At 39.8% G+C, this 25,376-nt stretch carries 23 protein-coding genes; 18 read left to right on the forward strand and 5 right to left on the reverse strand.

Annotated features, from left to right (window positions below; translation table 11 throughout):
* The first annotated feature begins 2 nt into the window (after window positions 1–2).
* The 10 genes from D5018_RS04115 (at window position 3) to D5018_RS04160 (ending at window position 9,725) form a co-directional block, all read left to right on the forward strand.
* Window positions 3–1,742 carry an SLC13 family permease gene (locus D5018_RS04115; RefSeq protein ID WP_121837733.1) on the forward strand — a complete coding sequence of 580 codons (1,740 nt, stop codon included), beginning with the start codon at window positions 3–5 and terminating at the stop codon, window positions 1,740–1,742.
* A 40-nt stretch (window positions 1,743–1,782) separates the two neighbouring features.
* Window positions 1,783–2,412: an adenylyl-sulfate kinase gene (cysC, locus tag D5018_RS04120; protein ID WP_121837734.1), complete on the forward strand. Its 630-nt coding sequence runs from the start codon at window positions 1,783–1,785 to the stop codon at window positions 2,410–2,412.
* Window positions 2,413–2,461: 49 nt separating this feature from the next.
* Window positions 2,462–3,202 carry a 3'(2'),5'-bisphosphate nucleotidase CysQ gene (cysQ, locus tag D5018_RS04125; protein ID WP_121837735.1) on the forward strand — a complete coding sequence of 247 codons (741 nt, stop codon included), beginning with the start codon at window positions 2,462–2,464 and terminating at the stop codon, window positions 3,200–3,202.
* 455 nt (window positions 3,203–3,657) lie between these two features.
* Window positions 3,658–4,215, forward strand: coding sequence for a DedA family protein (locus D5018_RS04130; protein WP_207819215.1), 558 nt, complete (start codon window positions 3,658–3,660; stop codon window positions 4,213–4,215).
* Window positions 4,212–5,342, forward strand: a complete 1,131-nt coding sequence (locus D5018_RS04135) for a D-alanine--D-alanine ligase (protein ID WP_121837737.1) — start codon at window positions 4,212–4,214, stop codon at window positions 5,340–5,342. Before D5018_RS04130 ends, D5018_RS04135 begins: the two co-directional genes overlap by 4 nt.
* Before the next feature lie 23 nt (window positions 5,343–5,365).
* Entirely contained in the window at window positions 5,366–5,914 is a 549-nt protein-coding gene (locus tag D5018_RS04140; RefSeq protein ID WP_121837738.1) for a hypothetical protein, read from the forward strand.
* Window positions 5,915–5,916: 2 nt separating this feature from the next.
* Entirely contained in the window at window positions 5,917–6,663 is a 747-nt protein-coding gene (locus D5018_RS04145) for an NRDE family protein (RefSeq protein ID WP_121837739.1), read from the forward strand.
* The gene (locus D5018_RS04150) at window positions 6,660–7,100 is read left to right on the forward strand and encodes a YHS domain-containing (seleno)protein (protein WP_121837740.1); all 441 of its coding nucleotides are present in this window, start codon (window positions 6,660–6,662) and stop codon (window positions 7,098–7,100) included. The genes D5018_RS04145 and D5018_RS04150 overlap by 4 nt, the downstream gene beginning before the upstream one ends.
* Before the next feature lie 11 nt (window positions 7,101–7,111).
* Window positions 7,112–7,558: a hypothetical protein gene (locus tag D5018_RS04155; RefSeq protein ID WP_121837741.1), complete on the forward strand. Its 447-nt coding sequence runs from the start codon at window positions 7,112–7,114 to the stop codon at window positions 7,556–7,558.
* Between the two features lie 418 nt (window positions 7,559–7,976).
* The gene (locus tag D5018_RS04160) at window positions 7,977–9,725 is read left to right on the forward strand and encodes a lysophospholipid acyltransferase family protein (RefSeq protein ID WP_121837742.1); all 1,749 of its coding nucleotides are present in this window, start codon (window positions 7,977–7,979) and stop codon (window positions 9,723–9,725) included.
* A 23-nt stretch (window positions 9,726–9,748) separates the two neighbouring features.
* On the opposite strand, the gene D5018_RS04165 is transcribed toward D5018_RS04160, so the two are convergent.
* Window positions 9,749–10,909, reverse strand: a complete 1,161-nt coding sequence (locus D5018_RS04165) for a hypothetical protein (RefSeq protein WP_121837743.1) — start codon at window positions 10,907–10,909, stop codon at window positions 9,749–9,751.
* A 133-nt stretch (window positions 10,910–11,042) separates the two neighbouring features.
* On the opposite strand from D5018_RS04165, the gene recR reads away from it, so the two are divergent.
* Window positions 11,043–11,642: a recombination mediator RecR gene (recR, locus tag D5018_RS04170; protein ID WP_121837744.1), complete on the forward strand. Its 600-nt coding sequence runs from the start codon at window positions 11,043–11,045 to the stop codon at window positions 11,640–11,642.
* Between the two features lie 42 nt (window positions 11,643–11,684).
* Here the strand turns inward: recR and D5018_RS04175 are convergent, their stop codons facing one another.
* Window positions 11,685–12,068: a hypothetical protein gene (locus D5018_RS04175; protein ID WP_121837745.1), complete on the reverse strand. Its 384-nt coding sequence runs from the start codon at window positions 12,066–12,068 to the stop codon at window positions 11,685–11,687.
* 268 nt (window positions 12,069–12,336) lie between these two features.
* On the opposite strand from D5018_RS04175, the gene htpG reads away from it, so the two are divergent.
* On the forward strand, window positions 12,337–14,250 hold the full coding sequence (gene htpG / locus D5018_RS04180; protein ID WP_121837746.1) for a molecular chaperone HtpG: 1,914 nt from the start codon (window positions 12,337–12,339) through the stop codon (window positions 14,248–14,250).
* A gap of 346 nt (window positions 14,251–14,596) precedes the next feature.
* On the forward strand, window positions 14,597–15,457 hold the full coding sequence (locus tag D5018_RS04185) for a tetratricopeptide repeat protein (protein WP_121837747.1): 861 nt from the start codon (window positions 14,597–14,599) through the stop codon (window positions 15,455–15,457).
* Between the two features lie 48 nt (window positions 15,458–15,505).
* Here D5018_RS04185 and D5018_RS04190 read toward each other — a convergent pair whose 3' ends face one another.
* Window positions 15,506–17,350: an ankyrin repeat domain-containing protein gene (locus tag D5018_RS04190; protein WP_121837748.1), complete on the reverse strand. Its 1,845-nt coding sequence runs from the start codon at window positions 17,348–17,350 to the stop codon at window positions 15,506–15,508.
* Window positions 17,351–17,719: 369 nt separating this feature from the next.
* Between D5018_RS04190 and adk the strand changes: the two genes are divergently transcribed.
* The 5 genes from adk to D5018_RS04215 all read left to right on the forward strand — a co-directional run bounded on the left by adk (window position 17,720) and on the right by D5018_RS04215 (window position 22,440).
* A complete protein-coding gene (gene adk, locus D5018_RS04195; protein WP_121837749.1) occupies window positions 17,720–18,364 on the forward strand; it encodes an adenylate kinase in 645 nt (214 codons plus the stop codon).
* Between the two features lie 147 nt (window positions 18,365–18,511).
* A complete protein-coding gene (locus tag D5018_RS04200) occupies window positions 18,512–18,766 on the forward strand; it encodes a hypothetical protein (protein WP_121837750.1) in 255 nt (84 codons plus the stop codon).
* Window positions 18,767–18,898: 132 nt separating this feature from the next.
* Window positions 18,899–19,246, forward strand: coding sequence for a hypothetical protein (locus D5018_RS04205; RefSeq protein ID WP_121837751.1), 348 nt, complete (start codon window positions 18,899–18,901; stop codon window positions 19,244–19,246).
* 160 nt (window positions 19,247–19,406) lie between these two features.
* A complete protein-coding gene (locus D5018_RS04210; protein WP_133309231.1) occupies window positions 19,407–20,969 on the forward strand; it encodes a hypothetical protein in 1,563 nt (520 codons plus the stop codon).
* A 166-nt stretch (window positions 20,970–21,135) separates the two neighbouring features.
* Window positions 21,136–22,440, forward strand: a complete 1,305-nt coding sequence (locus D5018_RS04215) for an inosine/guanosine kinase (RefSeq protein ID WP_121837753.1) — start codon at window positions 21,136–21,138, stop codon at window positions 22,438–22,440.
* A 43-nt stretch (window positions 22,441–22,483) separates the two neighbouring features.
* Here D5018_RS04215 and D5018_RS04220 read toward each other — a convergent pair whose 3' ends face one another.
* Complete coding sequence (locus D5018_RS04220) at window positions 22,484–23,854, reverse strand: SLC13 family permease (RefSeq protein ID WP_121837754.1); 1,371 nt, start codon at window positions 23,852–23,854, stop codon at window positions 22,484–22,486.
* Between the two features lie 201 nt (window positions 23,855–24,055).
* Window positions 24,056–25,357 carry a dicarboxylate/amino acid:cation symporter gene (locus tag D5018_RS04225; RefSeq protein WP_416351526.1) on the reverse strand — a complete coding sequence of 434 codons (1,302 nt, stop codon included), beginning with the start codon at window positions 25,355–25,357 and terminating at the stop codon, window positions 24,056–24,058.
* Window positions 25,358–25,376: the final 19 nt, after the last annotated feature.

Genomic DNA, 25,376 nt, shown 5'->3' on the forward strand with positions numbered 1-25,376 from the left:
GAATGAACTGGGAACAAGGCACAGTTCTTGTCATGTTAATAGTGATTATAACCTGTTTGTTGACTACACGGATCAAGCCGGCCTACCTGTTTGCTGGTGCTGCGTTTGTCGGCTTTCAGGCTGGGATGATTGAATTGCCAACGCTTGCTGGGAACTTTACCAATTCATCATTGTTAACTTTGGTATTGCTGATCCTTGTTTCCGTTGCATTAGAGAAAACCCGCTTGATAAGTTGGGTTGGACGTCAGATTTCACAAGGCGGACAATCAATCGTAATAGCCAAGCTTGGGCTGTCGACCGCTCTTTTATCCTCCTTTACTAATAATACTGCCGTGGTGGTGTCATTAATTAGTGCAATTAAGCGAAACCAACGCCATGCGCCGTCACGGCTATTGATTCCACTTTCTTATACGGCCATTTTAGGTGGAACCCTGACTTTGATTGGTACGTCAACCAACCTTATCATCAACAGTTTTGTCGAAGATGCAGGTTTGCCCAGTCTGGATTTTTTTGCTCCGACAGTGATTGGTTTGGCTGTATTGATGATAGGACTGATGATCCTGATCCCGCTTAGTTACCTGTTGCCAGTCTATGACGGTAATGGTCAGGATGTTTTGCCTTATTTTCTTGAGGCGCGAATTGAAGGCGGTTCTCCTCTGGCAGGAAAGACGGTCGCAGAGAACGGCTTACGTGCATTGCGCCGTCTTTTCTTAGCCGAAGTTATCCGAGATAGTAAGACGTTGGCACCCGTATGTCCGGATACGCGATTAATTGCAGGAGATACCTTGTTGTTTTGCGGGGATGTGGAAAGTGTGGCCAGCTTACAAGAAATTAAAGGACTTCGCTTATTTGGGCAACATCATTTAAATGGTCAATCAATGTTGGAATTGGTCGTAAGCCACTCTGCGGATATACGTGGTAAGACATTAAAAAGTGTCCAATTTAGAGAGAGATTTGATGCCGTGGTGGTTGCAATCCGCCGTGGACATGAGCGTTTGGCTGGTGGCCTTGGCAATATAGAACTTCATGCGGGTGACACTTTAGTTGTAGTACCGGGTAAGACATTTAACGATAAAAAGCAGCGGCTAAATCGTGAATTTGTGTTGATGAATGGTCTAGACTCAAGCGCCCGGCTCGATAGCAGAAAAAGCTTTGCTGTATTGGCTGGATTTACGGCTGTTATTGCAGGTGCTTTGCTCGACATTTTACCTATCATTAATGGGCTTGCCGTTTACCTCTTGGTTTTAGTGACAACGGGTATTATTTCATTTACAGAAATTCGACGTCGGTTTCCTCTAGATATTGTGGTGATCGTAGGTTCGGCTTTGTCGCTTGCTCAATTGATGATATCGAGTGGATTGTCTGAGCAAATGGGCAATATGCTAATGGCATCGTTTGATGGTTGGGGAATATACGGTGCCTTGGTAGCAACTTATTTATTGACTTTGGTGTTGACTGAGTTGGTCACAAACAATGCTGCAGCAGCGTTATCGTTTCCTATTACTTATAGTTTGGCGCTGAGTTATGGTGCCGATCCTATGCCCTTTATTATGGCACTGTTATTTGGTGTGAGTGCGAGCTTTTTATCGCCGTATGGCTATCAGACTAATTTGCTGGTTTACAGTGTTGCGAACTACAAACTTAGGGATTACGTCCGTGTGGGATTACCGATGTCAGTGGTGTATTCGGCTGTGGTGCTCTTGCTAATCCCATATCTGTTTCCTTTCTTTCCTTCTATATAACGCAATAACGCACATTTAGATTTGGAGATATTAATTACTTATGCCACCGAATATAGAGCATCAAAATAACGAAAATATTATATGGCACAGTCACCATATAGATAAGAATTTTCGAGCCAGTCAGAAAAAACAAAAACCTTGCGTAATGTGGTTCACGGGCTTGAGTGGAGCTGGAAAATCAACCGTAGCAGGGGCATTAGAATCCAGATTGGCGGAAATGGGTTATCATACTTATTTACTTGATGGTGATAATGTTAGGCATGGACTGTGTCAGGATCTAGGTTTTTCAAAGGAAGATCGCCGCGAGAATATTCGTCGCGTGGGGGAAGTCGCTAAACTGATGACTGATGCCGGTTTGATTGTGCTTAGTGCTTTTATTTCTCCTTATCGCTACGAACGACAGTTAGTCAGAGATTTATTACCTGAAGGGGAGTTTCTGGAAGTTTTCGTTGATACGCCTTTAGCTGAATGTGAAAAACGAGATCCCAAGGGGCTATATAAGAAAGCACGAGCGGGTGAAATTAAGCAATTCACAGGTATTGATTCACAGTATCAAGTTCCCGAGCAGCCGGAAATCCATCTGCAAGCTGGAGGTGTTTCAGTGTTTGAGTTGGTTGAACGGTGTTTACTGTCATTGAATGAACGTCAGATTATTCATTTACACTCGTGATACTTGAAGATGCATCTTCAGGTATCACGAGTATATAAAGGAGTTTTGTGTGAGTAAGTTACTTGAATCAATTTATGATATTGCGATTGATGCAGGCACAGCTATTATGGAACGCTACCACAGCAATATTTTGGTTGAAAAGAAGGCTGATAGTAGTCCGATCACAGAGGCAGACCTAGCTGCAAATAAGATTATTGTTGAGCGTTTGTCTGCCTTAACACCAAATATCCCGATTCTTACAGAAGAATCAGCTCAAGTCCCGTGGGCTGAAAGGCAGCATTGGGATTCCTATTGGTTGGTTGACCCCTTGGATGGAACCAAAGAATATCTTAGCAAGAATGGTGAGTTCACGGTTAACATTGCCTTAATCGAAAATGGTAGGCCAAGTTTAGCGGTTGTTCATGCTCCGGCCCTAGACAAAGCTTGGCTAGGTGATAGTAAAAAAGCTTGGTTACAGACAAAGAAAGAGCGAGAAGAGATCAAAGTCAGGCAGGCTACCGTGCCTACGGTTGTGGGAAGTCGCTCGCACCCTAGCCCGAATATGGCAAATTTTTTGGCTACACTGGGAGAACATAATATGGTTGAAGTTGGATCTTCACTTAAGTTTTGTTTGGTTGCAGAAGGGCATGCACAATATTACCCACGCTTGGGTCAGACAATGATATGGGATACCGCTGCTGGTCACTGCATAGCAGAAAGCGCAGGAGCAAAAGTGAAACAGCTCAATGGTGAAGCATTGAATTATCACCGTGAAGAATTACTCAACCCTCATTTCATGGTTACAGTTTAGTGATCAAACTGTGACCTTAGGGGGAAGAGATGATGCGATATTATAAAGCTTGAAAGTATACTCTCTAAAGTTTTTGAGTGGTTTTATATACGTTCTAAGCTCCCGTTTTAATAAACAATCAGTGTTTTATTATTCTGTTGATGAAATTCTTCAGGATTATTCTATCTTTATCAATGTAGCTATTTAACCTGAGCTCTGTATAAAGAATTCAGTACAACTTGTTTTTATAGAAAAAATTTAAGTTCAATTCACAGTGCGGCTAATTTTGTGTAGTGCAAGGCAGAACAGTTCGTACTAGCCGGCCTATTTCGGGCTGTTTTAACGCTTAAATACGCATAAGTAGCTTTGCTGAAGAGGTTTGCTTATATAGGGAACAGGTTATTTACGTGTCTTTTTGGGGTAAGGGTAATTAGGAGGGAGTTATAGTAGATCTAGCGACAACAATTGAGGCTTGGTTGTTTCAAGACAATCTGTCACTAACAACCTTATTTCTCGGTATTGTTTTATTCTCTTACTTATTAGAAGACTTGGCCATTGTAACTGCTGCGACGTTAGCTGTTGAGCAGGTTATGCCCACTTATGCCGCGCTCTTGGCCATTTTTGTTGGTATTAGTACTGGTGATTTTGGGCTTTACTTCATTGGAAAAACAGCAAAAAAAGTTCGTTTCCTTCGTTATCGATTATTTCGATACCATCATGCACGAAGTATGCGTCGTAAATTACATAAACAAGCATTCTTAACCTTATTTTTTATCCGTTTTATTCCGGGTTTAAGAGCTGCAGGATTTACTTTGAGTGGATTTCTCGATGTGCCCAAGATCAAGTTTTTTATCGTAGTATTAACGGCTACTGCTCTATGGACTATACTTGTTTTCGGCTCCTTCTTTCAGCTTGGCAATGCGCAGTTGTTTCAAGATAACCAAACCAGTTGGTTGCTTATTCCTATAGGTCTATGCTTGATACTGTTGCTCAATAAATTAGTTACTAAAGCACTATTTAAGGTACGCGGATGACACGACTCGCTAACGTAGAAATGATTCCACAGGGAATGGTGAACGCGGGAATGCCTGTTCTTCATCAGCCTAGGCGGGCTCTCTCTCCGTTTGAATTCTTTCCAACATGGTTTTTTTACACTCCTGTTATATTACAAAGTGCTGTTTTAAGCGTAATTCATCGTGATTGGGCATTGCCATTAATTGCCAATCCAGCCATTAAGTTAAGCGGTATGGTGGGTGAATCCAAGCATGATATTTTTAATTCAGCAGGTAAACAGACCAAAGAGTGGGTTCTTCCTTTTATTACTTTGACTAAAACTCAACACCATATTGAAGAGTTATTAAGTGAAGCTACAGATCAACTAGAAAGGGTTGAGTTGACTTATCCCTTAGTTGCGAAACCTGATGTTGGGTGTCGCGGGGTGGGAGTAAAGTTGATTCACTCAGATGCTCAATTACGGAGCTATATTGAGAGCTTTCCCGTATCTGGTCGCTTTTTATTGCAGGAAAAGTCTCATTATAGTGCTGAAGCAGGAGTTTTCTATGTAAAGCAGCCTGGAGAATCACAAGGAAAAATCATCTCTATGACGTTGAAGTATTCTCCGCGAGTGGTAGGAGATGGTAAATCTACATTGAGAGAGTTGATTGGAAAGTGCCCGAGAGCCGGTAAATTGAAGCATCTATATTTACCAAGACATAAAGAACAACTCGATTTTATTGTTCCTGAAGGGGAAGAGTTTCAGCTGGCATTTGCCGGTAGCCATACCTTTGGTGCAATCTTTCGTGATGGTAACCAGTTTATCACTCAAGCATTAGAGCAAAAGTTAAATGATGTTTTGGCAGATTTTGAAGGCTTTAATTTTGGTCGTCTTGATATTAAGTTCCAAGACATTCGAGCTCTAATGAATGGTGAGTGCTTTGATATTTTGGAAATCAATGGTGCAAGCAGTGAAGCTGCGCATATTTGGGATAGTGACACTGCTTTGAGTGATATTTTTAGGACGCTTTTGAAGCAATACCGATTACTTTATCAGATTGGTTCGAAATATAAAAAGCAAGGTCATAAAACACCGAACCTTACAACATTACTGCAAGCTTGGAGGGAAGAAAAGCTGTTAACGCATCTCTATCCAATGACTGACTGATTGCTTTATTTAGGACGAAAATAATGAAAGACGTACGGATACGCTTAGCTTCAAATGATCAGACAAGCCCTTCTCAATCCGTTATAGGGTGTATTGAAACGCTGAATCAAGGGCGTGAATTTTTAGATACACTCACTCAGGAAGACTATGTCTTTATCCCTCAACCTCATTTTAGTAGCTCTATTGGAGAGCATTTTCGTCATTGGTTGGATTTGTTTCATGCTATTAAGCTCAACCCTTTGAAAATTGATTATAACGTTCGTCGTCGCGGTCATATAGTCGAACGCAGTTTAGAGGTTGTTAAACAGGAAATCAGTGATCTTATTGAGTGGGCACTCCAATTAACTTCTGATGAATTGAGTCAATCCGTCAGCGTTCAAACCGAAGTATTGTTGTCTCAAACTCATGTTGAGGAAGTCATTTCTAGTCTTGCGCGAGAGCTAACGTTTGCCACGCTTCATGCTACTCACCATTTTGCTATGGCTAAAGTCGCTGCGTCATTACGTGGTGTTGATTCTGATAGTTATTTTGGTGTCGCACCAACAACGGCAACTTATCAGAGGGCTCAATAGGTATGTGCACATTATCTTGGTTTTATCATGAAGATAATCACTACGAAGTCTATTTTAATCGAGACGAGCAGCGTTCCCGGTTGCCAGCACTCGAACCACAACGCATAGATATTGATGGTGTTCAATGTTTAATGCCATTTGATCCAGTTGGCGGTGGAAGTTGGATTTCTACGAATGAACATGGTGTTACCGTTTGTTTGCTCAACTATTATCAAGGCAAGACTCCTATTGGTGAATTAACTAGCCGAGGTCTTATTATCAAGCGGTTAGCAAGCAGTTATTCCAGTAGATCAGTTGATAACCGTATAAAAAAAATGGATTTAAGCTTGTTTGCCCCTTTTACCCTAGTTTCTTTTGACACCGACTATATTGGTGATGAAGTAGTTCGTTGGACTTGGGATGGAGAACAGTTAATTCGTTCTTTTGCTTGTGCACCGGTTGTCTCTGCAGCTATGCATTTTGAGATGGCGTGCACTTATAGGTCGAAGCTGTTTAAACAATTGTTATCAACCAAGCCAAAACATGAAGTTGGAAGATTGTTTCATAAAGCCCATGACGAACATTATCCGCATCTTTCTCCATTGATGGACAGAAATGATGCGAGTACAGTGAGTTTTACTCAGGTTATTGCATCTTCTACAAAGCAAGAGATGACTTATCAATCGATCGATAATCATCGCAATGTAGATCTTCGTACTAGCCTAAGTTGTTGTAAAAGTGACATTGTAGAACCAGGAGTTTTCAAATGAAAAAGATATTTGCCTTGCTCATCATACTGTTCAGCATTCCTTCCTTTGCAGCTGATGAGATTTATACCGGAGTATTTAGTAATAAAGCCGTGAGCGGTTATGACACGGTTGCTTACTTTACAGAAGGGAAGCCTGTGAAAGGAAGCAGTAAGTGGCAGACAGAGTACAAAGGTGCTGATTGGTACTTTTCTTCTAAAGCTAATCTCGATAAGTTTAAAGCAAGTCCTGAGGCCTATGCGCCGCAATATGGTGGTTATTGTGCATGGGCAGTTGCAGTTCATAATGACTTCGCTTCAGGAGATCCTAAGCAGTGGGCTATTGTTAATGGCAAACTTTATCTTAATTATGACGCTGACATAAAGCGAAAGTGGGATAAAGATCGTGCGGGTCACATTGCCACTGCCGACAAAAATTGGCCGAAACTCATTAAGAAATAAGGATATTTAACATGAAGTTTACTCCACTAAAACATATACCATCTGCGTTTATCGCATTTGTGTTTATTCAATCTTTGTTTTTTAAATTTACAGGTTCTTACGAAACTGAACATATTTTCGGAACTTTAGCTAAGTGGTCGGGCTTTGATTGGTTCGGCGTTTATGGCGGATATTTAATTGGTTTTGCTGAATTGGTTGCTTCTATTTTGCTTTTCACTCGCTTGCATGGCTTGGGGGCGGCGATGGGCGCTGGTATTATGACTGGAGCCATTTTCTTCCATTTATTTACACCGTTAGGCGTGGTGATGCCAGAGTTTAATAGTATGGGAGAAGTGATTGGCAATGACGGCGGATTACTATTTGGTATGGCATGTATTGTATGGTGTTGTAGCGTGTTTCTGTTTGTTCGGGATGTTAAAACTGAAGGCTCTTTCACCAACAACCTTTTGCAGTCATAGCATTAAAATTCTATATATTATACCAATTACAGTAATTGGTATTAGGACACAGACACATAGCTAATCGAAGATAGTTTTGTGTCTCTGTGGTCTACAATCGCTAGGTATTCTATTTAACCTCAGCTCTGTATAACGAAATCAATAACATTTTGATTTACTATAAAAACCTTAAACTTTTATCTACAGTGCTGCTAATTTTGTGTAGTTCAAGGCAGAGCAGTTCGTAATAGCTGGTCTATTACGGGCTGTTCTAACACAGAAATACGCATAAGTAGCTGTACTGTAGAGGTTGGCTTATGCAGAGCTGAGGTTATTTACCTTATCTAACCCAACCATCTGATTTTAAAGTACCTAAATCATCTTTATTCTTTGTTTTTTAACTTAGTTAAGGCACTAAAAATAATAAAAGGAACTTAATATGATCGATAGCCCGTTTAGGCTTCCAAGAAGAACGCCCTTTGGGATCGCTGAATCGGTTGTTGAGTGGGCGACAGGCCTTTCAACACTGGAGTTATTGTATAAACAAGTTGCTCTGAAGAAAGACAGCTTTGAGTTTATGCATGAAGCATTAGCAAGAATTGGTACTCAATATAAAGTCGAGCATGGCTCGCTTGATAATATTCCCAATGAAGGTTCGGTTTTAATAGTTGCTAATCATCCGTTTGGAGGTATAGAAGGGATAATTCTCGCTTCATTAATTTCTAAAGTACGAAAAGATGTCAAAGTGCTCGCTAACGAATTGCTAAAGCGTATTCCAGAGCTGGATGAATTATTCATTGGTGTAAATGTTTTTAGTGGTGAGCAAGCAAGGCAAACCAATCGTAGAGCCATAAAAGAGGCAAACCAACATTTAAAAGATGGTGGAGTGTTGATTATCTTTCCTGCAGGGGAGGTGTCTTCGTGGCAAGCTAGTGAAAATAAAATTACAGATAGAGAATGGAGCAAGTCTGTCGCTAAATTTGTTAAACACGCAGAAGCAACAACTGTCCCTATTTTTATCAATGGGTTGAATAGCAAACTGTTTTATCAATTAGGGAGGATTCACCCGTTGCTTAGAACAGCACTGCTTGGACGAGAACTCCTTAATAAGTCTGGTGAGACTATTTCTGTTTCAATTGGTAACCCAATTGTTTATAGCGAAATCAAAGATTTTGATAAAGAAGAAGATATGACTCAATACTTTCGTTTAAACACTTATTTGATGGGAAGCGTGGCCAATAAGCAACAGTCAATACCACAAGGTAATGATGCAGAGCAGATTATTGTTCCGGTATCAGTTGATAAGTTAGAAAGCGAGCTGTTAACAATTGAACACTATAAGCTGTTATCTCAAGGGGAATTCGAAGTCTATTGTGCACCTTCACTTGAGATCCCAAATATGATGCATGAAATTGGCCGTATTCGTGAAGAAAGCTTTAGGGAAGTTGGTGAAGGGAGTGGTTTAAGTTGTGATATAGACCGATTTGATCAGAATTATCATCAGCTTTTTGTTTGGCATAAAGGCAATCGAGACTTAGTTGGCTGTTATCGACTAGGTTTGGTTGATCAGCTTATTGCTCAAGGAGGAATCGACGCTCTTTATTCTGCGAGTTTATTCCAATACGGTGAAGCGTTTATCGAAAGTTTAGGTCAATCAATTGAATTAGGGCGCTCAGTGGTGGCAAAACAGTATCAGCGCAACATGCATTCGTTACTCTTATTGTGGAAAGGGATTGCGAGTTTTGTGGAACAAAACCCCAAATACACGCATTTGTTTGGCCCTGTCAGCATTAGTAACGACTATAGTCCTGTTGCAAGGCAACTTATCGCTTCTGTCATGTCAGTTAGTTATTATGATGATGAAAAAGCTAAGTTGGTGAAACCAACAACGCCGCTTGAAACGAGTGGTCAAGAGTTTTGGCGTTCAGATATGTTGAGTTCAATTTCTAAATTGCCACTTTTGTCAAAAGTATTGAGTCGCCTTGAACAAGGTTTAGGGTTACCCGTGTTGTTGAGGCAGTACTTAGGAATGAACGGTAAGTTGGTTTGCTTTAATGTTGACCCTGCATTTAATTTTGCTTTAGATGGTTTGATTGTGGTTGATTTGACGAGTGTGCCTGTTCGAACCTTAGGTAAATATATGGGAAAAAAGCAGGCGCAAGAATATTTAGATGCTCATCAACAGTAAGCAATGAACATGACTCAGTTGAACTATGAAGTACACCAATCAAGATATTTTTTAGTAAGTTGTTGCCATTGTTGACTTAAATTTGGCTGGCTGTTTAACTGCTCTTTAAATTCAGTGATATATTCAGCAGATGATGCTAAGCTACAGAATTCTGTTAGCCTATGATCAAGACTAAGGATGATTTGTGCTCGTTTATTGGGGCAGTCTATTACTGATAAAATTGCTGAGATCCCTATGGCTGTTAAGTTAGGGACTAAACCTTTTAAATTTTCAATTGTACAGTTCTGAATTAATAAAATGAGAAGGGTTTTGTATTCTTCGAGAGGTTGATTGTTACAAATGTCTTTTATTAATAAATGACGCTTGTTAGGAAGGAGTTCATTCACCATCGAAGACTTACTTTCATAATCAATAGAATTGAAAAAACAGTAAAGTTCTGAAGGTTCATTTACGCTCACTAATCTAAATAATACTTTTGCAGGCAAACCTGCTTTACACATTTCTTTATCAACGTTATTAAAAAGCATTCGAGCATAACCCAATTGTTTATTGTTGAATAACTTAATCGCTAATTGACGCTTTAAGCCCACAGAGCAAATTTCTGACAATGGCTCTTTTCCAAGTTCGTAGTAGAGTGTTCTCCCCCCATCTCCTGTAGTTATTTGCTCTTGCTCATCAATAACCTGCACTAAAGTATCAAGCAATATATTTTGTAATTGCTGATTGCTAGCTTGAGGCCAACAGTCAACCAGTTGTTTTTGGCTTAAACGTGGAATTAGGACTTTAAAATCGGTTATTAGTTCTTGTCTTAACATTTCTTTCGCAAGTTCAGGTATCAGGCTTTCCTTAAACTCTGATGGAAGATCTTCTAATACTCCTTCTCTCTCTAGAACCGGGACATTAAGTATTGTTTTTAACTGTTCTTGTTGTGTGCAGTTTTTAGTTAAATAAGAGACAAAGTACCGTTTACAGAGTGATTGAGTGCCTGAAAAAGTTAAGGGAGTAATGGTTTCATCCCTCACAAATTTCCTGATTCTTCTAACTGATATTAGCCCTTGTTGTTCTGAAGTCGTTATCTCAAATTCTTTTTTAAGCAAACAACATCTGCCAAAAGTGCGTCTGTCAACTTTTAAGGGAGTGACATTGGTTATGCAACTTTCAGAATCTACAGTTACACTTGCCATTTGTTATGCTCAAATTTAAGACCGTTAAAGTTATGCTAAGGAAAGATGAGCTGAAAATGAATCATGGTGATCAAAATTTAATGTTAAAATGATTTCTAGCGATAGATGTTGGCTTTAGCACTTAGGAATAATAATGAAATTTAGCCCCCTTGTTGATGAATTAATCCAGTCTTTACGTTGCTTACCCGGAGTTGGCCCTAAATCCGCACAACGTATGGCATTTCAATTATTAGAACGCGAACGTTCATCAGGTGCTCATTTAGCTGATACATTGGCAAAAGCGATGCGAGAAGTGGGTCATTGTCAGTCCTGTCGTACCTTTACTGAAGAAGAAAAGTGTTCAATTTGTGCCAGCAGTAAGCGTGGTAACTCAGAAACCATTTGTGTGGTAGAGACACCGGCAGATGTATTAGCGGTAGAGTCAGGCGGGCATTTCTCAGGCCGTTATTTTGTGTTACTTGGGCATTTATCGCCACTTGATGGTGTAGGGCCTGATGAATTAGGGCTGCATTTACTAGAGCAACATTTAGCTTCAGGTGATGTTAACGAACTGATTTTGGCAACAAATCCAACGGTGGAAGGTGATGCTACCGCTCACTTTATTGGTGACATAGCTGCAAGGTATGAAGTGAAAGTGACTCGAATTGCTCACGGTGTTCCCGTTGGTGGAGAGCTTGAGTATGTGGATAGCACTACTTTGGCTTTGTCATTTACGGGAAGAAAGCAATTATAAGGAATGTATCTATATAGGAGATGGTAATAGCAATATTGTTTTCTATTGGCTAGATGAAAAGCTTGTAGAGAGTAATCTCGAGTTTTTGAGCATGAACTTTTCTATGACTTGCTTTGCATCTTGAACACTAATAACTTCTTCGCCGCAGCTAGATAACTTGAAGCAGGTTAATTTGTAATCCAATAACGAGTATTTATCATCCTTTAGAGTGTATTTGAGATTGTGTGGTGGCTGTACAGCAAAGGCTTGAAATTGACTATTTGTACTGCCATAGAACTCAACAGCATAGAGAACTGTGAAGGTTGATGAGCAAGCACTATTGACTGAACCAACCCATGTTTGTTGTTTCCATGGTTTATCTTGAGTTGCGAGTTCTTTTTGAAAAGTTAAAAGAGGAACATAATTTTTACTGCCACTCACGCTCATTACTAAAACCTCACTGAAACCAGCTCCTAGTTATTATTCTCAACCATAGTAAACTTTTATCAAGTTACTTTTTTTTAATGTATTGATATATCTATGTATTGCTGAAAATTTCATTGCTGTTTCAGTGAGGTATGAATTCATATTTTAAGAAATATCTGTGGTTTTTTAACTTTCCCCTTGAAAACCCAAATCCATGCCCCATTTATTTATTATTGAAGTGTTTTACGCGACATTTAGTCGCCATTAATAGTTAATAAAGGTTTTATTCATGGCACAACAAGAAACTCATGGTTTTCAAACCGAAGTTAAGCAGTTACTCCAATTGATGATCCATTCTTTGTATTCAAACAAAGAGATTTTCTTACGTGAATTAGTTTCAAATGCTGCGGATGCAGCAGACAAGCTTCGATACAACGCCTTAACCAACGATGCCTTATACGAAGGTGATGGTGAATTAAGAGTTCGTGTAAGTGCGAATAAAGAAGCGGGTACAGTTACCATTGAAGATAATGGTATCGGTATGACTCGTGACGGCGTGATTGAGCACTTAGGTACCATTGCCAAGTCTGGTACAGCTGAATTCTTTTCTAACTTATCTGGTGACGCCGCTAAAGATTCACAACTGATTGGTCAATTCGGTGTTGGTTTCTACTCTGCCTTTATCGTTGCTAAAAAAGTAGCGGTTGAAACTCGTGCTGCGGGTCACGCTGCTGAAGAAGGCGTTAAATGGGAATCTGAAGGTGAAGGTGAGTTTTCTGTAGAAGACATCACTAAAAAAGGTCGCGGTACTAAAATCACTCTATTCTTACGTGACGAAGAAAAAGAATTTGCGGATGACTGGCGTTTAAAGTCGATTATCACCAAATATTCAGATCATATCTCAATTCCTGTTGAAATGTGGGAAGAGGGCAAGCCTGAGTCTGAAGGTCCTGACGGTGAAAAAATCGAAGCGACTGAAGGTGAATGGAAAGGCATGAACAAAGCCACAGCGCTTTGGACACGTAATAAATCAGACATTTCTGATGATGAATACAATGAATTCTACAAGCACGTTTCACACGATTATACCGATCCACTATTGTGGGCGCACAATCGAGTAGAAGGTAAGCATGAATACACGAGCTTGCTTTACATTCCATCAAAAGCACCTTGGGATTTGTGGAACCGCGATGCTAAGCAAGGTTTAAAACTGTTCGTACAACGTGTGTTTATTATGGATGATGCAGAGTCATTCATGCCATCATACCTACGTTTTGTTAAAGGTTTGATTGACTCAAACGATCTACCTTTGAACGTATCTCGTGAGATCTTACAAGATAACAAAGTGACTCAATCTATGCGCAGTGGTATCACTAAGCGTGTATTGAGTATGCTAGAAAAGCTGGCGAAAAATGATGCTGAGAAGTACCAGAAATTCTATGCTGAATTTGGTCAAGTGTTGAAAGAAGGTCCAGCTGAAGACTTTGCTAACAAAGAGCGTATCGCAGGTTTATTACGTTTCTCTTCTACCAACGAAGATTCATCTGCTCCTACTACATCGCTTGAGCAGTACATCGAGCGCATGAAAGAAGGTCAAGAGAAGATTTACTATATCGTTGCTGATAGCTATGAGGCTGCGGCTCACAGTCCGCACCTTGAACTACTTCGTAAGAAGGGTATTGAAGTCATCTTAATGCACGATCGCATCGATGAATGGCTAGTAAATCACTTAAACGAATTTAAAGAGAAGAAGCTACATTCTGTAACTCAAGGCGACTTAGAGCTTGGTGATTTAGAAGATAAAGAAGAAAAAGAAGCAGCTGAAAAGCTTGCGGCTGACTCTGAAGCTCTAGTTAAGCGTGTAAAAAACGTACTTGCTGATAAAGTAAGTGATGTGAAAGTGACAACTCGTCTAACTGACACTCCTGCTTGTGTGGTGACTGGTGAAGGTGAAATGTCATCTCAAATGATCAAACTAATGGAAGCGGCTGGTCAAGCAGTACCAGAAGTTAAGCCGTTGTTTGAAATCAACCCACAACACCCATTAATGGAGCGTTTAGATCAAGAACAAGACGAAGAAGCGTTTGCTGATTGGGCTAACTTGTTACTGCAACAAGCTCAGCTTTCTGAAAAAGGCAGCCTAGCAGATCCGTCTAATTTCATTAAATTAATGAACCAAATGTTGGTGGCGAGCTTAAAATAGTTTGCGATTAATTAAGGCGGGTTCTTCCCGCCTTAATTTTTACAGTCTAAAAATTTTCGCAGTGTTTATACTCGTGATACTTGAAGATGCAACTTTCAGGGCTTGTTCAGCGTTGCATTATTCGAGGCGTGAAAGTGCAGAACTAGCGGGCTAATTTAAGCTTTCACAACAACGAAGAATCAACGCTGAAAAGCCCACGAAGTGCGAGTTTAATTGCCATTTACGCTGCGTTACTTAACCTTGAAATAGAATAACTATTCCTACGGATAAGTGCCTTGCCTAAATGGCAATTAATTCTCGCTGAAATCCTGCATCTTCAGGTATCACGAGTATATATGGAAGTCCTATGTCAAATATCATTGCCTTGACTAAAGAAAACATTCAACAAGTTGTCGATGCCTCAAAAGAGCATTTAGTTGTGATGGTCTTTACCTCACAGCAGCAACAAGAAACATTGGCATTTCAGCAGGAAATGCAAAATATTGCAGTTGAAAACAGTAGCCGTTTTATCTTGGCAACCGTAGATTGCGATACTCAAATCGAGATAGCTCAGTACTTCCAAATTCAATCATTGCCGACAACCTTGTTGTTAAGTAAAGGTCAGCCGATTGATGGATTTGCGGGTGTTAAGGCTCGTCTGGAAATCCTTGAGGTACTCGAAAAACATTTACCCGCTCAATGGCAACTGAATCTAGCTCAAGCGAAGCAGATCTTGGCTAAAGAAGAGCGAAATGCAGAAGAATTGAGCCAAGCATTAGAATTATTAAAAGCCGCTTATCAAGACTCACAGGTTGCGGAAGTCGCTTTGGCTTTTGCTGATGTCTCATTACTTGTGGGAGAAGTGGCTCAAGCTGAAACTTTGCTCGAAAGTATCGGATTGGCCAATCAAGACAGCTACTATCAAAGCTTAATGGCGAAATTGGATTTAGCCAAAGATGCGGCAGATACACCAGAGATCAGAGAGCTTCAGCAAGCGTTTGAAGCAACTCCTACAGATTTAGTTGTACTAACAAATTTAGCCAAAGCATTACATCAAGTGAATCGTAATGAAGAAGCACTGGATTTACTCTTTACTGTGCTCAAAAAAGACATGTCGGCTCAAAATGGTGATGTTAAGCATGTGTTTATGGAAATCCTAACTGCGATAGGCCAAGGTAACACGCTGGCAAATCAATATCGTCGTCAACTGTATACGCTTTTATATTAATATTCTTGTAAATCAAAGGGAATTGGCTGATGCCTTTTCCCATTGCTTTCAGTCTTTTAGTTTTTCCGCTAATAATGTCACAATCTCTGTATGCCCATTAGCTTTAGCAAGGTCTAAAGGAGTAAGCCCATGAGTATCTTTTAGATTTTTGGTGCTGACTATTTTAAGTGCCTCTGTAACAATATCAAAATGCCCATGACATGCCGCATGATGTAAAATAGTCCAACCGTTTTTATCCCTATCATTAGGGTTAACGGTTATTACACCTAATAACCTATTAAAAGTGGCTAAACAACCATTTTGTGCAGCGGCCATTAATGGAGTTACGCCATGGCAATCACTCTGATTTGCTGCAGCAGCATTATGTAGTAAGAGAGAGACCATATCAATGTGGCCATTGCTGGCAGCAATGAATAATAGTGTTTTGCCATCCTTACTCCTGATGTCAACTTCAGCACCGGAGTGAACGAGTTTCATGACGATAGGATAATGCCCGTTTTGTGCTGCATAGTGTAAAGCTGACCAGCCATCTTTTGTTTGAATATCAGTGTTTGCTTTGGCAAGAAGTAATTGCTTTACAATATCGAGTTGTCCATTTTTAGCCGCAATTTGTAACGCTGTGAATCCTCGTTTGTCTTGTTTATCAACAACTGCCCCCGCATCTAATAATTGCTTTACCACATCTGAAGAACCCAAGCCTGCAGCAATTATCAGCGGTGTTTCTTCTTGATTTCTAACTCCATTTACATCAACGCCCACTTTTATACACATTTCAACTAAGTCGCTTTTATAGTTCTTTATCGCTTTAATAAAGTGTGGGGCAATAGCTTGTTGTTCTCGATGTGAACTGCAGAAAGCACCATTGGAAGTTAATAATTCGAGAGCTGGAATGTTGTTGCTCTGTATCGCGTAGTATAGAGGGGATTTACCGCTCGCATCTTGGGTGTTAGGGTCTGCTTTAGCTTTTAATAGTAGTTGCATTATTTCAAAGTGACCATGTCTTGATGCGCTAGCCAGTGGTGAAACTCCGTTTTGGTTTCGTATGTTCGGATTGGCTCCCGATCTTAGTAATAAGCGAACAATTTTTAGGTCTCCTTTATTTACCGCGTATTTTAACGGCGTAGTTGTTTGATTGTTTCGTGCATTGACCTCAGCTCCGTTAGCGAGCAATAGTCGAACAATTTGGGGGCGTTGACAACATACCGCATATCCAAGTGGAGTATTCCCTAGATTGTTCTTGGCATTAACATTTGCACCTGCTCGTACAAAAGCTTGTATCGAACTTAAGCGGTTAGCCTCAATAGCGTCAAAAAATGCTTGTTCTACTCCCTGCTTTTGTTCATCTGCTGTTAAGCGTGCTCCATGTTCCATCAAAGTATTAGCGAGTTCAATATGTCCTTGCTGTAATGCATAATATAGAGGAGAACCACCATATTGATCGGTAATGTTTAAGTTGACACCTTGTGTTATTAGACGTTGAACGCTGTGTAATTGACCATGTCGACAGCTATTAATCAGGGCCTGATGATTTGAATTTAATTTATTTTCAAGTTCTTTTAATTTTACTCTTGCTGCAATCAGCGGGTCTTTATTATGGCGAGTTAAGACGGTGTTAGAAGCATAAGTTGGACTATGTCTAATCCATCTCAACTTTAACCGTTGTGAAGCAGAAGGCGTTTCAGATTTTGTTTGAATGTCGTTATGATGCAACCCTTGCATATAGACCTTAAATTTTCCTGACTTACCTTGCTTTACAGTAAAATCAGTATCTCCAATAGTTAGTGCTTCTGAGGTTTCATTGAGTTCGGCAACTCTAGAGATTAGATTAGTTGTTAGCGGGGTGGCTGCAAATGGTGAAGTATCAGAAGTGGTAAATCTGGAGCCAAGAGACATAAAAGTTACGCCTTGTTAGAAAGATAATTACAAAAAAACTAACACAATTAATTGGTTGGAATTAGTTAATTCTTTTTCATGAAAAGGAACCCTGCACATCTAGCTATGGGTAAGTTTACTCCAAAACATTAGTTGGAATAGAGGATAAGGTAGCGATGCTGGTTGATATTCGCTCACTCTTTTAACCTTGAATTAATGTAACTCCTTATTGTTCGCATTTGTATACTCTTATGTACTAAAACGGAGCGGTTAAACCATAACGAATAAATCGAGGCTCTTCTCATATGATGAAAGATGTGCGAAGATCGCGGCTTCATTTTTGAATAAATACCTGCATTTCAGGTATAAATGCGAAAGAGGATTCTTGCAATGCGCATTATTTTATTAGGCGCTCCAGGTGCCGGTAAGGGAACGCAGGCTCAGTTCATCATGGAAAAGTATGGTATTCCACAGATTTCGACTGGAGACATGCTACGTGCTGCGATAAAAGCAGGAACGGAACTTGGCTTAGAAGCTAAAAAAGTGATGGATGCTGGTCAGCTGGTTTCTGATGATTTAATCATTGGTTTAGTAAAAGAACGTATTGCTCAAGATGACTGTGCAAAGGGTTTTTTGCTTGATGGTTTCCCTCGTACAATTCCACAAGCAGATGCTATGACTGAAAATGGCATTGATGTTGATTACGTTATCGAAATCGATGTGCCTGACGAAGAAATCGTTAAGCGTATGGGCGGACGACGTGTTCACCCAGGTTCAGGTCGTGTTTACCATGTGGTTTACAATCCGCCGAAGCAAGAAGGTAAAGATGACATAACGGGTGAAGAGCTGGTTATTCGTCCTGATGACGAAGAAGCGACAGTTCGTAAGCGTTTGACCATTTACCATGATCAAACCAAGCCATTGGTTGATTACTACACCAAAGTGGCTGAAACAACTAAAACTGAATATCACAAATTTGATGGTACTAAATCGGTTTCAGATGTAAGTGTTGAACTGGCAACAGTACTTAAATAAATTGCCAAGTGACATTACTAAAAAGCCTGCAGATTCGCAGGCTTTTTTGATCTAAGTTGAATTTGATATGAATCATTTTTAATTAGGTGTTCCAAAACTAGTTACTAAAATATTAATAACATTCTTTTAATTTGTTGGGTCATCTCTATGGCTGTACAAGTACACTCCACAAAAGAGCATGATGACGCATATATTGAACATTTGTATTATTGTAATATTTTTTTAAAAGGTATTGATAAAACACATGCTTCTATAGGTTTTGGTGGTGTAACATTTTGTATCAAGCCTTGTAAGGAAAGCGGTTCTAATCATTCTCGTTTTACTGTATTTGTTGCAAGAGTTAAACCGGATGCTAGCAGTGTGGCTACAGATACAAGGTTAGGCATACCACTGCCTGACTAAAAGACGTTAAATACTATAGCTGCGCAAACACGTGACCAATTTCAATGGATAATTAATCATGAAAATGTAAGGTCATATGCAAGTCATTTTCAGTTACTTTATCAGAGGAAGTCAAAACTAGAATGTTATGCTATGACTTCATGGATTAATCGATTACCCTGTAGTGTATTAGATCCGACTGTTCCCAGTAGTTGTTTTCTTTCAGTTTGTCCCAGTAAAAATGATTTTGTTGATGCGTATTTGAAATCAGTAAAGCTTAGAGGTGAAGCAATAACCAATCAAAATTTTTATTGTAAGGGTATCCACTTTAGGATTTATCCGCAGGTTAAACATAAGCAAGTCCAGTTAATAAGTTCACCACTGCAGGAAGACGTAGATGTAGGAAAATTAGTAATAGTCTTATCCGATTGGTTAAATAGTCAAGAGGCTACGATTAGTATTCAAGAAGCCGAGGGTGAACACGAGAAGCTTTTTCGATAGGTACAAGAAGCTTGTCTGTTGGCTTAAAGCGTAATGCCTCAAAGTGGTGATTTTCTGGTGACAAAAGAGGTAGGCTTTAAACTTGCAATGAATAATCTTTAATTAGGAGGGCTTCTACAAAACGATATAATGCTGAAAACAGTTGCAAATTATTTTATTTATGGCAACACCAGCAGAGTCAACTCATCCTTTTGATAATGCACAGCTTGAGAATTTGTATTATCACAATATTGTCCATGGCGGTCTTTATAATACGCATAGTGATTTTAAGCTGGGTGATGCTCACCTAATTATAAAATCAGTACCTGACTCAGGTTCGTTTCGGTTAGCAGCTTTTGTTGAAGGCTTCGAATCCGAGCCCAGCATATTGGATAGAGTGCTACGTCCATCAAAGTCAAGCCGGTATGATAAATTTCAAGAGTCTGCTTATGTCTCATTACTTGAAAAATTCGATTGTATTCTTAACAATCCAAATGTGAGGGCTAATGCTGCTGTGTTTGAAGCGTTTCATCAACAACACCCTTCAGAACAATGTGTTGCTTTATGCGAGATGATTAATCAATTACCCTCAAGTATCAGCGATCCCATTATCCCCACAAAAGATGAGCTAATTGCTGCGTATCAACAATCGCTAAGAATTAGAGGCAGAGAGAAAACCAATCAAGCGTTTTACTGTAAAGGGATGGAGTTTCAAATTACCCAACGAGGCAATAGGAGTCAGGTACAATTAATTAGTTCACAGTTGCCTGTGGAGTCAGCTGGATCTTCAATGGAGAAATATTTATCAGATTGGTTAAATGATGACACAAACGGAACAGCTATCAGGTTAGCAGAACTAGAACATAACCGAGCTTTTGAGGTCGATTCTAGTAGTGCAATTACAGAATCTGATAGAAGTGGAGCTGGCTTGTCTGCTTACAGGCAATTCCCTCAGCAACAAACAGTTGGTGATACCAATAGAGCTGGAGAGTCTTTGCCGCCTCAACCTACAAGGCAACCAGAAGCTGCAAGAAATAGTCCCGCAGTTGACCCCAGACTTTTCCTTTTCCTTCATGCCTTACATCAAGCTGATGAGCAAAGAGATGAAGAGCAAGGGGGGGAAGAGCTAGAAGATCTAAATCTAGGGCTTACAATGACCCTAGCTCTATTTATGCAACTCCAATTTAATAATTCCCGTACTCAATGTCCTTTTGGACATACTCTCTGCCGTGTCGTGCCGATCAGTTATACATCACCTGAGGGCCATCCGATAAATAATGATGAGCGAAGTTTGAGAGACTTTATTCATCTTTTAATTAGCTATAAAGATGAGCACCCTCAAGTAGCTTACGAAATATTGTTGAAAATTAAGAGTGAATTTCCTGAAGTTGAATACCAAGAATCGGGGCTAGTTGAGATTGAAGAAGAATTAAACACAAAAGTGGTCGAGATGCAAAAAATACCGGCTTTGTTACAGCATATTGATAATATTTCATGTACGACTTATGAACAGCTGGAGGATGGAGTTGAGTGCAGCCTTAATTACAATGATTTTGTGGAAGAAAAGGCATTGGATATTATTGAAATAAAAATGGGAGAAAATGATGACAACTGGGGGTTAATCAGGAAAGAAACTATCAGGAACATGATCACCACAAGGAAAAGAATCACCCTCCCATTTTATCACAGAGAAATGACTGCGGAAGATTTAAGAGCAGTGCAATTAGAAAAACACTTAAAGTGATGTAGTGAATGAAAAGATGAACGAGCATCAAACATAGCAGTTATTTAGAAAAGTGCTACTCCAATAGCAAAACAGAGTTTTCATGTGATAAAATCCGCCAAATTTCACGAAATTGATAGCAAACTATCACATACATTGCAGGGATGCAGGAATAAGAGAACCCGTTATGAAGTTTCCCGGTCAGCGTAAATCCAAACATTACTTCCCTGTTACAACAAGAGATCCACTGTTAAAACAGCTAAATCATCAAGCTAATACTGTACGAACTTATATCTGTGGTATCGATCAAACCTTGGTTGATATTGAAGCTAAAGTTGGTGATGAACTCATTAAACGTTACGGGTTGCCTAAAGGAAACTCAACTCTTATTGATGATGAAAAAGCGGAGCGCTTGTATCAAGAGCTTAAAGCTCATGATTTGATCTGCGACGAGTTTGCTGGGGGAACCATCGGTAATACGGTTCATAACTACTCTATCTTAGCTGATGACCGTTCAGTGTTGTTCGGCGTGATGAGTAAGAACATCGAAGTGGGTAGTTATTCTTATCGTTACTTATGTGATACCTCTTCAAAAGTTGATCTTAATTTTCTGCAACCTGTAGAAGGTTCAATGGGCAGATGCTTTACTTTGATTTCAGAGTGCGGTGAGCGAACCTTTGCCATCAGCAAAGGGGTGATGGATAAGCTTAGCCCTGAGTACATTAATAAAGAAATGATCCAAAACAGTTCTGCGCTTGTTTTGACGGCTTACCTTATGAGAGCCAGTAAAGAAGACAGAATGACAGAATCTGCAATGGCTGCAATTGAATATGCCAAAGCAGCAGATGTGCCAGTAATACTGACGTTGGGCACAAAGTTCTTAATCGCTGAAGATCCAAAATGGTGGCAGGATTTCATTAAAGAGAATGTCACCATTCTTGCAATGAATGAAGATGAAGGTGAAGCATTAACTGGACATGCGGATCCATTATTAGCAAGTGACGCGGCGCTTGAGTGGTGTGATATGGTGTTGACTACAGCCGGTCCAGTAGGATTATACACTGGTGGTTATACTGAGGATGCAGAAAAACGTGAAACTCGCCATACATTGCTGCCTGGTGCTATTCCAGAATTTAACCGTTATGAGTTCTCTCGCCCTAAGCGTAAACAAGATTGTGAAAAACCAATCAAAGTATTTGCACACATCTCACCATACATGGGAGGGCCTGAGAAAATTCGTAATACTAATGGTGCGGGTGATGGTGCGCTTGCTGCATTACTGCACGATCTTTCTGCGAATGTTTATCACAAAGAAAATGTACCGGGTTCTAGTAAGCATGATACCAATGGTTTATGTTATTCCTCATTCTCCCAGATTTGTAAATACGCCAACAGAGTGGCGTTTGAAGTATTGGCGCAACATAGTCCTCGTTTATCAAGAGCCTTACCAGAAAGGGAAGACAGCTTAGAAGAGTCCTATTGGGAAAGGTAAGTTGCTTTTTTAAGTGAACTGGCGCTCATTATTGGGCGCTTTTTTATATCAGTAAAAAACAAAATAGAGCGATAAGGAATGATACGAGAAGGCTAAATACAATCCCATTTTTTACCATATCTCTAATCTTGACTCTTCCTGAGCCCAAGATAATCGCATTGGGTGGTGTACCAACAGGTAACATAAATGCAGTACTTGTTGCCATCGCGGCAGGTGCCATTAGTAACTCTGGATTACTCTCAGTTGCAATGGCTGCTGAAGCCATTATTGGCATTAAAAGCGTTGCAGTAGCCGTATTACTGGCAATCTCAGTAAAGAATGTAATGGCAAGGCAAATGACAAAAATCATTACCAGTGGACTTAAATGAGTTAAAGAATGCAACCATAACGCTAGGAAGTGACTAAGTCCTGAAGTATGAAAAGCGTAAGCAATACATAAGCCACTAGCGATTAATAATAAAATGTCCCACGGGATACCTTTTGCTGTTTTCCAGTCCATAAGCTTTCCACCATCGCCGTCAGAAATGACAAACATGGCGATGACTGCAAAAAGGACAACTGAGCTTTCTCCCATGCTTAATAACTCAAGCCACTGACTCCAGCCACCGAAAGGAGTATGAATTGTTATCCAAGCAAAAATGGTTAGGCTAAAGACAATTAGAGTACGTGTTTCAGCTCTACTCAATTCAGAATTTGAATTCAAACTTGGTTTTATATTCCTATTGATATTTTTTGTAAGCCAATAAGCCCCAATTGGAATTGAAATAAGAACGATTGGTAGACCTATTTTTAACCAATCAAAAAAATTAAATTCAGCGCCCGTTTGTAGCTTAAACATTCCATCAAAAATTATGTTAGTGGGTGAGCCTATAATGGTTCCTATGCCACCAATACTTGCAGCATAAGCAACAGCAATGAGTAATACAGAGTCGAACTTTTTTTCATCTAAGGAGTTCAAAATCGCTAACGTGATGGGAAGCATAACCAGTGTGGCTGCAGTATTCGAAATCCATAAGCTCAAAAAAGCCGTTGCAGACATAATTCCAAATACGAGTCCCCTAAAACTACGGACATTAACGAGTTTTAGAATATAAAAAGCCATTTTTTCATGAGCACCACTTTTCTCCAGCGACTTTGAAAGCATAAATGCACCCATTAATAGCAAAACAATATCATCACCCATAAAACTTGCAGCTTGCTTATGATCCATTACGTCAAAAATAGGAAAAAGTATAAAGGGGAGTAGGGCGGTCACTGGGATTGGAAGTGCATTGGACACCCACAATATCAATGTAAGAAGAGTAATAGCGGCCACGATAGTTGCTTGATGTTGTAACCCTAACGTGCTCAAAAAGTAATAAAAAATGACTGACAGCAAAGGTGTGCTAATAATTACCCAAAACTTAAATTTCATCGTGAATAAAAATTGATTAAGGAAAAGTCAAAATTAAAGATTGGTATATAAATGGATTCTTGGCAAAAAATATAGCGAGTAAGAGAGCTTCTTTTTAAAGTATTAGGGCACGCCCTAGAAGGTGATGGTAGAGCTAAGAGGATGAATAAAAGCTTTTTGTGAGTAGGAGAGTTTCCTACTCACAGAGTGTGCAAATAACGATTAAGACTGAACTTGGTCAGTCAGGTTACCTTTCAGCTTGCCTGCTTCAGGGTTATGGAAGGTTTCTGAGTCGAACTCACCTTCCGACTTTGCAACAATCAACGTCACAACACTATCACCCGTTACGTTAACCGCAGTACGAACCATATCAAGTAAACGGTCAACACCAATGATTAACGCAATACCTTCAACCGGAAGCCCTACTTGATTAAGTACCATTGCTAACATGATCAAACCAACACCAGGAACACCTGCAGTACCAATTGAGGCAAGCGTTGCAGTTAATATGACCGTTAGATAGTCAGTAAGTGTTAAATCAATACCAAATACTTGAGCAATAAATACAGTTGCGACACCTTGCATAATCGCAGTCCCATCCATATTGATGGTGGCACCTAATGGCAAAGTAAAGGAGGCAATTTTGTTGCTAACCCCCATACGATGTTCTGCGGTCTCAACAGTTACTGGCAAGGTTGCATTTGAACTTGCAGTGCTAAATGCAAACAATTGAACATCACGAAGCTTTTTCAGGAAGATAATTGGGTTTAGTCCTGAAAGGAGCTTTAGTAAAGTAGGGTAAACAACTAATCCATGAACGATTAAAGCACCTAATACGACTAGGAAATACATGAGTACTGACTTGAAAGCACTCGCATCAACCGTAAGCGCTAATTTCGCTATCAGTGCGAAAACACCATACGGTGCTAACTGCATCACCAAGGTTACCACTTTCATGATCACTTCATTGAGATCTTCGAATAACGCTGCAACACGCTTTCCACGCTCGCCTAAGTGAGAAATCGCAAAACCAAAGACCACGGCAAAGATAATGATCTGCAACATCTTACCTTCAGTCATCGCTTTAATTGGGTTGGTTGGAACCATATCAATTAATACTTGGCTCAAGCTTGGTGCTGTTTTAGCTGCAAATTCCATATTTTCACTGGCTAAAGATGCATTTCCTGGGTGAATCATAACCGCAGCAAAGATGGCTAATGAAATCGCAATTGCAGTTGTTGTCAGATAAAAGGCAATCGTTTTTCCACCTAAGCGCCCTAAGCTACTAGGATCGCTTAATGAGCAAGTACCACAAACGAGTGAAACTAAAACAAGAGGAACAACAAGCATTTTCAGCGCACTGACGAAAATGGCGCCAATAACGTGAAATAATCCGTTTGTAAGATAATCAGTTACCCATTGGCTTTCAGGGAAGGCCGTTCGCAAAGCAAACCCGATAAGAAAACCGAACGCCATACCGATTAAGATTTTAGACGTAAGTCCAAGTTTTTTTGATTGAGTCAAAATTCAGCCCCTTATTTTA

Source organism: Parashewanella curva (assembly GCF_003675895.1).
Classification (GTDB): domain Bacteria; phylum Pseudomonadota; class Gammaproteobacteria; order Enterobacterales; family Shewanellaceae; genus Parashewanella; species Parashewanella curva.